Source organism: Amycolatopsis oliviviridis, from assembly GCF_014654365.1.
Classification (GTDB): domain Bacteria; phylum Actinomycetota; class Actinomycetes; order Mycobacteriales; family Pseudonocardiaceae; genus Amycolatopsis; species Amycolatopsis oliviviridis.
The window spans coordinates 337,677-350,208 of record NZ_BNAY01000010.1 but is presented as its reverse complement, the minus strand read 5'-3'; the positions used below and the strand labels follow the sequence as shown (position 1 = coordinate 350,208).

At 69.6% G+C, this 12,532-nt stretch carries 12 protein-coding genes; 4 read left to right on the top strand and 8 right to left on the bottom strand.

The window, feature by feature from the left end; all coding sequences use genetic code 11:
* Nucleotides 1–81: 81 nt before the first annotated feature.
* Complete coding sequence (locus IE302_RS35660) at nucleotides 82–1,293, bottom strand: lipopolysaccharide biosynthesis protein (RefSeq protein ID WP_191258849.1); 1,212 nt, start codon at nucleotides 1,291–1,293, stop codon at nucleotides 82–84.
* A 70-nt stretch (nucleotides 1,294–1,363) separates the two neighbouring features.
* Here IE302_RS35660 and IE302_RS35655 point away from each other — a divergent pair, with 70 nt between their 5' ends.
* Nucleotides 1,364–3,055 carry an MmpA family trehalose lipid delivery protein gene (locus IE302_RS35655; protein WP_191258848.1) on the top strand — a complete coding sequence of 564 codons (1,692 nt, stop codon included), beginning with the start codon at nucleotides 1,364–1,366 and terminating at the stop codon, nucleotides 3,053–3,055.
* Nucleotides 3,056–3,058: 3 nt separating this feature from the next.
* Nucleotides 3,059–3,238, top strand: coding sequence for a hypothetical protein (locus tag IE302_RS35650; RefSeq protein ID WP_191258847.1), 180 nt, complete (start codon nucleotides 3,059–3,061; stop codon nucleotides 3,236–3,238).
* A gap of 925 nt (nucleotides 3,239–4,163) precedes the next feature.
* Here the strand turns inward: IE302_RS35650 and IE302_RS35640 are convergent.
* On the bottom strand, nucleotides 4,164–5,396 hold the full coding sequence (locus IE302_RS35640) for a glycosyltransferase family 4 protein (RefSeq protein ID WP_191258928.1): 1,233 nt from the start codon (nucleotides 5,394–5,396) through the stop codon (nucleotides 4,164–4,166).
* A gap of 163 nt (nucleotides 5,397–5,559) precedes the next feature.
* Between IE302_RS35640 and IE302_RS35635 the strand changes: the two genes are divergently transcribed.
* Nucleotides 5,560–6,255 (top strand): class I SAM-dependent methyltransferase, encoded by a 696-nt coding sequence (locus tag IE302_RS35635; protein WP_191258927.1) that lies wholly within the window; start codon nucleotides 5,560–5,562, stop codon nucleotides 6,253–6,255.
* Nucleotides 6,256–6,258: 3 nt separating this feature from the next.
* Here IE302_RS35635 and pgfA read toward each other — a convergent pair whose 3' ends face one another.
* On the bottom strand, nucleotides 6,259–7,299 hold the full coding sequence (pgfA, locus tag IE302_RS35630) for a cell envelope lipid trafficking protein PgfA (protein WP_191258846.1): 1,041 nt from the start codon (nucleotides 7,297–7,299) through the stop codon (nucleotides 6,259–6,261).
* Between the two features lie 237 nt (nucleotides 7,300–7,536).
* On the opposite strand from pgfA, the gene IE302_RS35625 reads away from it, so the two are divergent.
* Nucleotides 7,537–7,920, top strand: a complete 384-nt coding sequence (locus IE302_RS35625) for a hypothetical protein (protein WP_191258845.1) — start codon at nucleotides 7,537–7,539, stop codon at nucleotides 7,918–7,920.
* On the opposite strand, the gene IE302_RS35620 is transcribed toward IE302_RS35625, so the two are convergent.
* From IE302_RS35620 to IE302_RS35600, 5 genes are all read right to left on the bottom strand, one after another.
* A complete protein-coding gene (locus tag IE302_RS35620; protein WP_191258844.1) occupies nucleotides 7,917–9,089 on the bottom strand; it encodes a PucR family transcriptional regulator in 1,173 nt (390 codons plus the stop codon). The two genes, IE302_RS35625 and IE302_RS35620, sit on opposite strands and share 4 nt — an antisense overlap.
* Before the next feature lie 146 nt (nucleotides 9,090–9,235).
* Nucleotides 9,236–10,006 (bottom strand): hypothetical protein, encoded by a 771-nt coding sequence (locus tag IE302_RS35615; protein WP_191258843.1) that lies wholly within the window; start codon nucleotides 10,004–10,006, stop codon nucleotides 9,236–9,238.
* A 95-nt stretch (nucleotides 10,007–10,101) separates the two neighbouring features.
* Complete coding sequence (locus tag IE302_RS35610; RefSeq protein ID WP_191258842.1) at nucleotides 10,102–10,791, bottom strand: sigma-70 family RNA polymerase sigma factor; 690 nt, start codon at nucleotides 10,789–10,791, stop codon at nucleotides 10,102–10,104.
* 144 nt (nucleotides 10,792–10,935) lie between these two features.
* Entirely contained in the window at nucleotides 10,936–11,433 is a 498-nt protein-coding gene (locus IE302_RS35605; protein ID WP_191258841.1) for a hypothetical protein, read from the bottom strand.
* Between the two features lie 135 nt (nucleotides 11,434–11,568).
* On the bottom strand, nucleotides 11,569–12,438 hold the full coding sequence (locus tag IE302_RS35600; protein WP_191258840.1) for an alpha/beta hydrolase: 870 nt from the start codon (nucleotides 12,436–12,438) through the stop codon (nucleotides 11,569–11,571).
* Nucleotides 12,439–12,532 lie beyond the last annotated feature (94 nt).

Sequence of the window (12,532 nt, the reverse complement as noted above, 5' to 3'; positions counted from 1 at the left end):
CGACGAACCGGTGGCGTGACCGGACCTTTGATGCGTGACTGTGTGGATTTTGGAGCGTTGAACGCAACAAAATCCACACGGTCACCGGCGTGACCGGAGCTCCAGTAAGGCGCCGGACAGAGCCAAACCCCCGGCACAGCAAGCAGCCACGGTCACCACCTGAGTGGCCGAAGAGTGCAGCCAAGTGGTCACCAGCACCGTTTCGACGACGACGGTTGTCCACATCAGCACGGTCACCCGCCGGTCGCCCGCGGCGAGGCGGGAGAACAGCAGGATCTGCACCAGCGCGAGCATCGAGCCGGCGAGGGCGAACGGCCAGACGGGCATGGTGCTGGCGGCGTAGCCGGAGCCGCCGATGAAGGAGAGCAGACGCGGGCCGACGACGAGCGAGACTAGGAGGACGAGGGCGTCGAGGGCGGCGCAGACGGCGAGGGCGGCGGGCAGGATGCGGCGCCGGTCGTCGCCGTTCGCGAACCGGGGGAGCACCAGGACACCGACGGCCTGAGGGAGCCAGTAGGCGATTTTCGTGACGATGGCGCCGAGCGCGTATTCGCCCGCCTCGTTCGCGGGGAGGGTGTGGCGCGCCAGCACCAGGTCGAGATTCACCAGCAGGACGAGCGCCAGCATCGCCTGCGCCGCGTGGAGTACTTCGCCCGCGTGCCAGCCCGCCTTCCGCGGTCGTGGCCGTCCACAGAGGATCCAGCCGCAGAAGATCACCAGGTACGAGCCGATCGCGGTCCCGGCCAGCGCGCCGGTGGCGTCGCCGCCGAGGGCGAGCCCGATCAGCGACCCGCCGACCTTGCCCACCCCTTCGAGCGACATGAGCCCGGCCAGCAGCGCGAACCGGCCGCTGCCCTGCAGCAGACCGTGGAAGAGACCGAGCAGCGTCAGCGGACCCAGGGTGACGGCGAGCAGCAGCGCGGGTACCACGGAACCCAGGTGCAGCACGAAGACCAGGACCGGCGCCAGGATCAGGCCGATGGCCGCGACGATGGCGCTCGTCGTGAGCCCGAGCGCCAGGAGCGTCCCGCTGTCCTGCGGCTCTTTTGCCGAACGCAGCCGAGCGACCCGCAGCGCGACCACGGTCTGCAGGCCCATCGCGGGCACGACGCCGATCACCAGCACCGCCAGCAGCGAACTCAGCTCACCGAACGCGCCCGGCGCGAGCAGCCGCGCGGCGACGATGCTCAGCGCGTAGGCGCCGGCGTTGTTGGCCGCCAGCGCGAGCGAAACGAGGATTGCCGCGACACGCTTGTCGGTCCTGGTCTGATCGACCTCGACGTCTACGCTCAACGGTGCTCCCATTACCGGCGGGTAATCTCCGCGACCATAGCCGCGATCGAGGCGGGAAGGGAAGAAGCAATTGGACGCACGGCGTGAACGCCTCGTCCTGGCCGCGGTGTCGGCGGGGCTGGCGTTGCTGGTGTTCCTCCCGGTGCTCGGACGCGGCTTCGTCCTGAGCTACGACATGGTGTTCGCCCAGCGCCAGTCCCTCGTCCCGGACGCGCTCGGCCTCGGTTCCGCGCTGCCGCGTTCGGTCCCCGCCGACGCCGTGATCGCGCTCGCGACCACGGTCGTTCCCGGCGATCTCGTCCAGAAAATCGTTTTGTTCCTCTCGCTCTTCGGGGCGGCGTACGGCGCAGCGCGGCTGGTCCCGACGGAGCAACTCGGTACGCGGATCGTCGCCGCCACCGGGTACGCGTGGACGGCCTATTTCGCGGAACGGCTCTTCATCGGGCATTGGCCGCTTCTGCTCACCTACGCCTGCCTTCCGTGGATCGTGCGCGCCGCGCTTTCCCTGCGGGGAAGCGAGCCGAGGGCGCTCGCGCGGCTGGTGCTCGCCTGCGCTCCCGCGGTGCTCACCCCACCCGGCGGCGTACTGGCCGCGCTCACCGCGATCGTCCTGGCCGGACCTCGGAAACTCGGCCATACCGTCGGTATCGCCGTCGTGCTCAACCTGCCGTGGCTCGTGCCGACACTCCTGCACGACGGCGGCACGCTGTCCGATCCCGCCGGGGTGGCCGCGTTCAGCGCCCGCGCGGAAAGCTGGGGCCCGGCGATCCTGAGCGTGCTCGGACTCGGGGGTATCTGGAACGGCGACGTCGTTCCCGGCAGCCGGAGTGGGCCGATGGCGCCGGTGCTGATCCTCGTCACGATCGCCGTGGCGCTGGCCGGACTTCGTCCCTTGGCTCGAAGGTGGGGGACACCGCCGGCGAGAGCGTTGCTGTTACTGGGAGTTCTCGGCGTCGTGCTCGCCGCGCTGGCGACGCTGCCGTTCGGAGAGCCCGCGCTGTCCTGGGCCATGGGACACGTACCCGGCGCGGGTTTGCTGCGGGACGCGCAGAAATGGGTCGCCTGGTGGGCGCTTCCGGTCGCGCTCGGATTCGCGCTCGCGGTCGAGGCCGCCGTCGCGCGGCTGAGGACCGGGGCGGCGCGCGGGGCGCTCGTCGTGGCCGCCGCGCTCTTTCCCTTGCTCACCATGCCCGATCTCGCCTGGGGCGGTTGGGGGAAGATCGAGGCCGTGCGGTACCCGGAGGACTGGAACGCCGTCCACCGTGTACTCGCCGAAGACGGCAGGCCCGGCGACGTCGTCACGCTGCCGCTGTCCACGTTCCGCAGGTTCGCCTGGAACGACCACCGCACCCAATTGGACCCGGCGCCGCGGGCGCTGCCGGAGACCGTCCTCGTCGACGACACCTTGCGGGTCGGCGGCGAGGTGATCGGCGGCGAGGATTCCAGAATGGACCGTGTCCGCGCCGCGAAGTCGCCCGAAGACCTGGCGGCGGCGGGAATCGGCTGGATCCTGGTCGAACACGGCACGCCGGGCCGGGTCGATCCGCGGTTGCTGACCGGCGCGGTACCGGTGTGGTCCGGTGAGTGGCTCACGCTCTACCGCACTCCCGGTGCGCCCGTCATGAGCGGAACGCGATCACCGATCCCCGTGCTGCTGGCAAACGGAGTAGCGCTGGTGTCGATCGCCGCCGCACTGTTGTGCCTTAAGTTACCGGTGCGTACATTGAGCCGACGCAGGAATTCCCTGTCGCGGAAGGAGTAGGTCTTGGGCACCCTCATCGGCGCGGCCGCCGCCGTCATCATCGGGCTCGCAACGGCCGCAGGGGGGAGTTACGCGCTGACGAACTCCGCCGATCCGGACGCCGCGCCCCAGGTGCAGGCGAAGATCAAGGAACAGTACAACCCGAACTCGAGCCCCGAGTACGTCATTTACGGCAACCGCTGAGCCGGTGTCCCAGCTCGCCTCCGACCACGCCAGCCGGGTCGTCGGGCTTTATGGCGACCCCACCGTTTCCTGGAGCATTCTCCTGGAGGCGAGGCTTTCTTCGGTCCTGACGCCGGAAAAGGTGCGGATGCGGCTGGCGGTCGCGGCCGGGGAACGACCGTGGCTCGGGGCCGCCCCCGACGTCGAAGCCGTTCCCGGGAAAGAACTCGCGGCGATCCGTGATCGCTTCACCGAGGCGCCGTACGAACGCGGCGCGCCCTTGCTCCGCGTCGCCGTCGGCATCGACGAACCCGTCGTGCTGATCGCCGCGCACCACGGCGCGCTCGACGGTCTCGGCCTGCTCGCCGTCCTCGGACTCGCCCTCGACGTCCCGGTCTCGTCCGCGGCCAAAGGGATCGGCGCGCGCACGGCGGACCGGTCCTTTCTCAAGTCCGCCTTCCAACGGCTCGCTGAGGCGCTTTTCGCGCCTCCGGCGAGGATCACCCCGGACAGGGCCGAAAGTGGCTCAGGGGACGTGTTCAGCGCCAGGATCCTCCCTCGCTCGCGGTTCGGGTCGCCCGCCTTCGCGGCGGCGGCCGCCGAACTGACCGAGACGTGGAATGCCCGGCACGGCAGGAAAACCGCCCGGGTGGTGGCGGCGGTGGGTGCTTCCTGGCGAGGCGGCGCGGCACCGGAACCCGTGCACGACAGCGCGTTCTTCCGCCTGCGGCTCGGCGCGAATCCCGCCGTCGCCGAAGTCGGCGCACTGCTCGCCACACAGCCGCCGGAACCCGATTTCCCCGCCCGCAGCAGCAGGATCGCCAGGCTGGGTACGCGGCTGCTGGCGGGCAGGCTCGGTTCGACCTACCTGGTTTCCAACCTCGGCGTCGTTTCGGCGGCGGACGCGGTCACCTCGATCGCGTTCTTTCCCGCCGCCAGCGGCCGCTCAGGCGTGGCGTTCGGCGCGGCGAGCGTCGGGAAGACGAGCACCGTCACCGTGCGCGCACGCCGCAAGGACTTCGACGCCGCCGCGGTGGCCGGGCTGGCCGACGGGCTCGTCGAAGCCCTGCGGTGTCAGGACCCTGGGATGGGGGATGGCCACCCCGGCCACGTCGCGCACGAGTGATTCGAAGCGGTTCACGCTGTGCTCCCAGTCGAACAGGCCCGCCCAGGTGACGCCGGCCCGGCCCATCTCGTTCCGGCGCTTCCGGTCGGCGAGCAGCCCGTCGACCTGCGCGGTGAAATCGGCGAAATCCTCGGCCAGCAGCCCGGTCTTGCCCTCCACAATGGATTCCGCCACGCCGCCGGCCGCCCGGTAGGCCACCGACGGCACACCGTGCGCGGCGGCCTCCATGATGACGATTCCCCAGCCCTCCTTGACCGAGGGGCACAGATGCAGCCAGGAGCGTTCCAGGATCTCGTGTTTCCCGGCCTCGTCCACCCAGCCGTGCAGCCGCACCCGGTCTTCGACACCGCGGTCACGGGCGTGCTTGCGCAGGACCTCTTCCCACGGGCCCTGGCCGACCACGTCCAGCCGCAGCGTCGGCCAGCGCCGTGCCAGGTCCGCGACGACGTCGATCGCGTGCTCGATCCGCTTGTGCGGCACCAGCCTGCTGACCGCCACCAGCGTCGGCTCGGCCTCCCGGACGGCCGCGCCCCGCGGGGGAGCGTCCAAACCGTTGGGTACCACGGTGATCCGCGATCCTTCGATGCCGAGGCCGGCGAGTTCGCCCTTGGTGATCTCGGAAACCGTGACGTAGCGGCAGTGCCGGAACAGCCACGGCGCCAGCCGGGACTCGATCCACCAGCCGACCCGGCCCAGTGTCTCCCCGAGCGCGCTGATCCACTGTTCACGGTGGACGTGGTGCACCAGCACGAGAACCGGGCAGCCCGCCACCAGCCTGGCGAAGAACGGCATCCCGTTCTGCACGTCGACCACGAGGTCGGCGTGTGCCCTGCGGATCGCCCGGAGAGCGTGGAGGTAGACGCCGAACTTGTTGCCACGGCGGCGATAGCGGACACCGTCGCGCCATTCGCCCGCGTTCGCGCCCGGGTAGGCCGCGCAGTGGATCTCGACCCGGTACCCGGCCTTGGCGAGCCCTTCGGCCATCCGCTCGACGTACCGTTCGGACCCGCCGCCTTCCGGATGACCGGTGTCGCGCCAGTTGACGAGCAGCACACGTGGCCGTTCCATCGTGGTTCTCCCAACCTGTTAGCGACAATGCTAGGTTACCGGTGCGTACACCGTAGAGGAATCATTCCCGGAAAGCGATGGTTCGATGGTCGGTAATCGATCGATGGTCCCCGCAACGCCGTCCCATCGCGCCGACTTGCGCAGATCGGTGACGTTGTTCCGGGCTTTTCTCACCGAGCAGACGGATCCGGACGGTTTCTATTCGGTGCTCGCCGAGGACTCCGTCCGGCAAGTGGCGCAGCACACTCCGTTGAACGGCCGAACCATCGTCGACGTCGGTGGCGGGCCGGGCTATTTCTCCGACGCCTTCCGTGCCGCGGGCGCCGCCTACCTGGGCATAGACCCTGATGTCGGGGAGTTGACGGCGCGCGGCGAGGCCGGGGAGAACATGGTTCGCGGCAGCGGGACGGAACTGCCGGTGCGCACCGGATCCGTCGACATCTGCTATTCGTCGAACGTCCTCGAACACGTTTCCGAACCCGAGGTCATGCTCGCCGAGATGTGCCGCGTGACCAAACCCGGCGGCACGGTTTTCGCCTCGTTCACGCCGTGGTATTCACCGTGGGGCGGTCACGAGACGGCGCCGTGGCATTTCCTCGGCGGTTCCTATGCCCGGCGCCGCTATCTCGAAAAGAACGGGAAGGAGCCGAAGAACAAATTCGGCGAGAGCCTTTTCGCCTTTTCGGTCGGCGCGGCCGTCCGGTGGGGAAAGGCCACGCCGCTCGCCGAGCTCCAGGAGGTCTACCCGCGCTACCACCCCTCCTGGGCCCAGTGGATCGTGCGTGTCCCCGGCGTCCGGGAAGTGGCTTCGTGGAACCTGGTGATGGTGCTGCGCAAGCGCTGATGGTCAGTGCTGGTGCCGCGAGGGGGCGGGGCGGCGCTTCACCAGCAGGAAGACGCCGAGTGCGAGGAAGACCGCGCCGCCGATCCCGAGCACGATCGGCCCGGTGCTGCCGATGAAGTCGAGCTTGCCCTTGTTCTCGTCGACCTGCTTGACCATCGCGTCGACGGTCGCGTCGGTGAAGGCCAGCTTGCCGTCGAAGACCACCGTGGGCGTGGGGTTCGCGGCCGACCGCAGTTCCTGGCGCGACTGCTGCTCCTGCTTGACCTGGATCCCCGTCACCGGCTCGATCCAGCTGGTGATGGTGCCCTGGTAGAACTGGCCCGCCTCGACCGAGTCACCCGCGGCGCCGATGAGGGAACCGGGCACCTTCTTCATCGCGATCTTCGTGGCGGGGATCTCCTGGACGAACTTGTAGACCTCGACGCCCTTGATCTCCTCGACCCCCTTGAACCGCGCCTGGACCGCGCGGCCGGTGTTGTCGTCGTAGACCTGGTAGTCCTTCTGCTCGGTGCCGAAGGGGAACTTGAAGTTCAGGCCGGGCTGCGGCTTGTACTCCTGGATCTCCTTGGGCTTCTCGTTCTCCTTCTCGGCCTTCTCTTCGAGCTTGGTGACGAAGCTGCTCTTGTCGGAGCACTTCGACTCCTGGTCGCCGCCCGGCGGCACGTACCCCTCGGCGGTGCGGCGGTCGAAGCAGACCTGGCGCTTGCTCGCGCTGACCACGGTGTCGTCCTCGGTGTCGACGACCGAGACGGCCATCAGCCAGACGGCGACGTCCGTGCCCTCCTGCATCTCCGGCGGCGCGAAGTTCGCCACCACGTGCGCGGTCGCCTTCAGCTTGGCGTCGTCGCGGATCTCGGTGACGGTCTTGCCGCCTTCGGTCTTCACCGCGAGCACCTTGGACGCGGTGCCTTCGAGGACCGACGTCGATTCCTGGTTCAGTGGCACTTTGGCGAGTTCGGGTTTCACGTAGGTCGGCAGCAACACCGCGCCGGCGATGGCGAACACCCCTAGGGCCAAGAAGATCAGGCTCAACGCTCGTCGCAACGGTCCTCCTGGTGAAACCACGGAAACAGCCTCATTACCCATCGGTAATCAGTCGCCAGATACTGGCCCGCGGGCCGGTCAGCGTCAAAGGTGTGACCGGCGGTCACAGGCAGGTCGTGCGACCGGAAGGCCGTACCGGAGCCGCCATTCGGCGCAGGCCGCCAAACATGTTTGTTCCCGGGAACAACGTGAGCGGGCCCACTATCGGACGACTTCCGGTGCGTGGAAAGGAACTTTGTGCCGCAGGACGCGATCGATCCCCGCGCGCTGGACATCGGCGCCTACTCGGATTCCATCACCGACGTCGAACTGCGGGACGCGGTCGCGGACGTCGCCGCGTTGCTTTCGTTGCATGGCAACGTGATTCGGGATCTCGACGCCAGGAGATCACGGTGGCGCCCCGGACGGCGGTCGCCGCATCCCGACATCGTCCTGTCCGCGGCCGGACGCCGTCCACAGTGGACGAGATCCGCCAATCCCGAGGTGACCCTGCCGGTCGCCACGACCGCGCGCGGTCGCACGCTCGCGGTGCGGCTCACCGCGCGTCCCGGGCTCGGGCACACACTGCTGGACCTCGCGAGGATCATCGACGCCGACATGGCGCCGGATCGGCGTGCCTAGGAGTCCGCCAGCCGGACCGCTTCCAATGCGACGTAGAGCTCCCCGACGTCGACCGGGTCGGACAGGTCGCGCCGCGTGAGTTCCTGCACGCGGCGCAGCCGGTAGCGGACCGTGTTCGGATGGACGATCAGCCGGTCCGCGGCCTCCTTCGCCGAGCCGTGCCCGGCGAACCACGCGACCAGCGTGTCGAGCAGGACCTGCCGTTCGGCCTTGGGCAGCACCAGGAGCCCGGCGAGCACCGAGCGCGCGACCTCCCGCGACGTCTCCGGTGCGCTCGCGACCAGCGTCGTGACCGGGGAGTCGCCGAAGACGGCGACCCCGGCGGCGCCGGTGGCCAGCGAACGGCGGGCGATCCGGGCCCGGTGGACCGCGTCCGGTACTTCGAGGAATCCGTTGAACGGCCTGCTCATCCCCACCGCCAGCGGCAGGGTGCCCAGGACGTCACGCAGCCTCCGGATGTCTTCGACGCGGTCGATCACGACCAGGCCGACCTCGGCACCCGGCCGCCAGACCGACTTCCAGCGCCGAGCCCGCAGCAGTGCCTCGACACCGGGGAGCTCGTCCGGCTCGACGGCTTCGGTCACGACGGCGACGAACGTGCCCGCCGCCGGGAGGTCGAGGTCCTTCGCTGCCTTTTCGAGGTTCGCCTGGGTGGCGAACCGGCCCTGCAGCAGGCCGTCCAGCAGGGCGAGCTTCTCGTGGGAGAGTTCGGCGGCGACCTCGCTGTACGCGGTGGTCAGCGCGTCGGAGTAGAGATCGATGGTCTTCCACACGTTGGAATTGATCTCGACCGTGCGCGCGGGATTGATGAACCCGGGGCCCGCCAGCTCCAGCAGCCGTTCGTAGACGAAGATCCCGCCGATCCGGAACGCGCGGAGCACGGACGGCAGCGGGATGCCCTGCCTGGCCTGCGCCAGCCCGGTCTTGCGGGCCGCGTCGAGCGGGAGCCCCCGCCCCTCGACGAGCGCGGTCAGCGCCCGCTCGAGATTCGCCCGGCAGACCTGGCGCAATTCGTCCGGCGCGGTGCTGTCCACCTGGTGATAGAACTCGTCCTCGTCGCTGAGCAGCCGGGCGAGGCGGTCGCTGAACTCGGGCAGCCGGGTGAGCATCGCCTGCATGAGCACACGCTGCTCCCGGGGTGCGGGAGTAGCGAGAGCGTCGGTGCCCATCCGTCAACTCTAACCCGACGGAGCGGCCGCTTTTTATCACGATGCGACGAAAGGGCGGTTTCCGGTGCTGAGCGCGGTTGACAAACGGGGCGGACGCCGCCGGACGGGGACCCCCTCCGTCCGGCGGCGTCCGGGGTGGCTCGCGATCAGTGGTTGATCTTGAACCACGGCTGGGACCAGCCGAGATAGGTGTAGTTCCACTTGCTCTTGATCTGCGCGATCGTGGTCTCGGTGAAGCTGCCGGGCCCGTTGATGTCGTTCGACAGGAACTTGCCGCCGCCGATGGAGATCATCGTGTGCCCGGTCCCGCCGTTGCTGAAGAAGGCGAGCCCGCCCTCGGGGACCTGGGTGTCACCGGGGTGCTTGTACGAACCGGGGATCTGGGTCCAGTGGACGTAGGCCGTCTCCGAGCCGCTCGCGGTCCAGCCGTAGGCCCACGAGTTGATCCGGTCGCACCAGCGGTAGTAGTCCGGGTCGTTGTTGGTGTGCACGTGCGCCTTGGCCCACGCGACGGCCTGGGCGCAGGTCCTCGGGTTGCCGGTACCGGCGGTGGAGCAGGAGAGCGTGCTGCCGGCGCAGTCCGGGGCGACCCGGCCGTCCGAGCCGGTGTAGACGTAGGCGTCGCTGATGTAGCCGCCCTTCGACGGCACGTAGTCCCAGATGTCGGTGGTGCCGTACTTCCCGGTCACCGTCGAGCCGTTGGTCTGGCAGTCGATCGTGACGGCGGTGCCGCTCGCGACCGTGCCGACCGAGCTCGCGCCGGTGCTCGGGCTAGACCGCACGGTCACCGCCACCCCGGAGTCGGTGTTCACCGTGCCCGACGCCGCCAGTGCCTCGCCCGCGCCGCCGAGCATGATCGCCCCGGCCAGCGCGATCGTGCCCACGGCACCTCTGACGATCCTGGATCGGATCTTCATCTCTGTCCTCCAGTGGTTTCCCCGAATAGGTGGCCAGGATGGAGGACCCGTGTACAAGCGCCGTACAAGGAATCGATCGTCCTCAGTGGACTGTTCTATACCGGGACGAGCTCCGGAACGGCGGTATGGCCGATGATCGGGACATCGGTCGCGTAACGGGCGTTCCGCTCGGTGAGCAGGACGCGCAGCCGCGCCAGCGCCCGGAATTGGGCCGAGCGGACCGCCGCGGCGCTCGACAGGCCGAGCCGTTCGGCCGTCTCCTCGGCCGTGAGGCCGAACACGTACCGGAGGGCGAGCACCTGCCGGTGCGGCATCGGCAAGCGGGCCAGCAGGACCCCGGCCTGCATCCGGTGTTCCAGCCGTTCGATCTCGTCCGGGTCGCGGCGGGCCCAGAGGGTCAGGGCGTCACCGACCTCGGGCACGGAGGCGACCGGTTCGCGGGAGCGGCGCCGGTGGAGTTCGGCCACCTTGTGTCCCGCGATCCCGAGGACGAACGCGAGGAACCGGTCCGGGCGATACCGGTAGCGGGGCAAGGCGATCAAGACCGCCTGCAGCACCTCCTGCGCGCAGTCCTGGGCGTCGCAAGCGCCCGTTCCGGCCGCCTCGATCCGGCCGGCGCAATAGCGGAACACGTGCGGGGAAAGAAAACGAGCCAGTTCGCGGATCGCTTCCGGATCACCGGCGACGGCCGCCCGGACGAGTCTGCTGTCCGGGTTGGGCAGCCGTCTCGCCGTGGCGTCGGCACGGGAGTCCGCGGGCACCGTCGATGGCGCTACCTCGTCCAAGTCTGCGCTCCTGGGTCGGGGGAACTGGCCGCCAAGGTGCGCTCGTCATCGGGGGCTCGGACTTCGTGCGCGGCTGTTCAGCTTGCCCTGCCGCGCAGGGGATGTCCACCTGTTCGGCGGGAAGTCATCCGAACCGCGCAATGTCTACTGTGGACGATGGGGCAGCGACCCGTCGAGGCAGGACAGCACCGGGGGATAGGCGGTGGTGTCGGTGCTGAGGAAATCCGACGTCCAGACGAGGCAGTGCGCCAGAACCCGGATCCGCTGGTCCAGATCGGCGTTCTCGCAGGCCTCGCCGATCTGGTCGGCGCAGGTGTCCCGGTCGTCGCGGACGCTGGCGGCGATGGCGCGGACGATCGCGGCCACCGCCGGGTCGAGTCTGTCGGGCCGGACCGTGAGTCCCGCGGTGTCCCGCAGGCGCAGGGTGAAGGGTTCACCGATCCGCAGTGAACGACGGCGATCCTTGGCCGCCAAGGAGAAGGTGTCGACCAGGCGGCCGACGACGTCGCCGAGCGCCGGCCCCCGCCCGCGGGTCGACGCGATGGACACCAGCGCGGTGGCGAGCCGGTCGGCCTCGCCCGCTCTGGTGAGGGAAAGGAGATCGCGGGCGATGGTGTGCGCGCGTCTGGCAGTGGGTTGCATGTCGGGCCCCTCGTCTGTCTCGCGGAGAACCGATACCCCGCCCGGCGCGGACTAAACGCGAAGGTCTGTCGGATTGGCGCCGGTGGGGGTGAGGGTTGCTCCGTTCGGCCCAGTCCGTAGGGAGCAACCCCCGGTTCAGCGCGTCAGCAGGTCCCGCAGCGCCTTCACCACCTCCGACGGCGATTCCTCGGCCATGAAGTGGCCCGACGTGACGGTCCGGTGGTCCAGGTCCGTCGCCCACGCCCGCCAGAGCGCGACGGCGTCGTAGCCGAGCGCGGCGCCCCAGTCCTGCTGGAGCACGGTGAGCGGCATGGCGAGCCGGTTGCCCGCTTCACGGTTTGCCCTGTCGTGCTCGACGTCGATGCCGGCCGACGCGCGGTAGTCGGCGACGATCGAGGTCACCGCGTTCCGCGAGGCCTTCAGGTACGCGGCCCGGACGTCGGCGGGGATCGCGTCGCCGCGCTGGGTCCACGCGTCGAGGAAGTGCCCGAAGAACGCGTCGGGCGCTCCGGCGATCAGCTGTTCGGGCAGCCCGGGCGGCTGGGCCATCAGGTAGAGGTGGAAACCGACGGCGGCGGTGGTGCCGTGCAGGACGTCCCACATGTCCAGCGTCGGCAGTACGTCGAGGATCGCGAGGTGGCTCACCGCTTCCGGGTGGTCGAGCCCGGCCCGCAGCGCCACCAGCGCGCCCCGATCGTGTCCGGCCAGGGCGAACCGGTCGTGGCCGAAGGCCTTCGCGACGGCGACGACGTCGGCCGCCATCGAGCGCTTCGAGTAGGTCTCGCCGGTGTCGGCGGGCTTGTCACTCTCGCCGTATCCTCGCAGGTCAGGGCAGAGGACGGTGTGATCCGCCGCCAGATCCGCGGCGACGTGCCGCCACATGAGGTGGGTCTCGGGGAATCCGTGCAGCAACACGATCGGGCTGCCGGTCCCCGCGACGGCGACGTCGAGGGCCACACCCTCGGCCACGGGCACGCGCTGGTAGTCGAATCCGGTGATACGCATGAGTACCTTCCTGGTCGTTCCTGGTGATCGCCAGCGTCCCCGGCGCGAATCAGCACCCGGTCAGCGACGAACGAGCGGCCGGGGCACGATGATC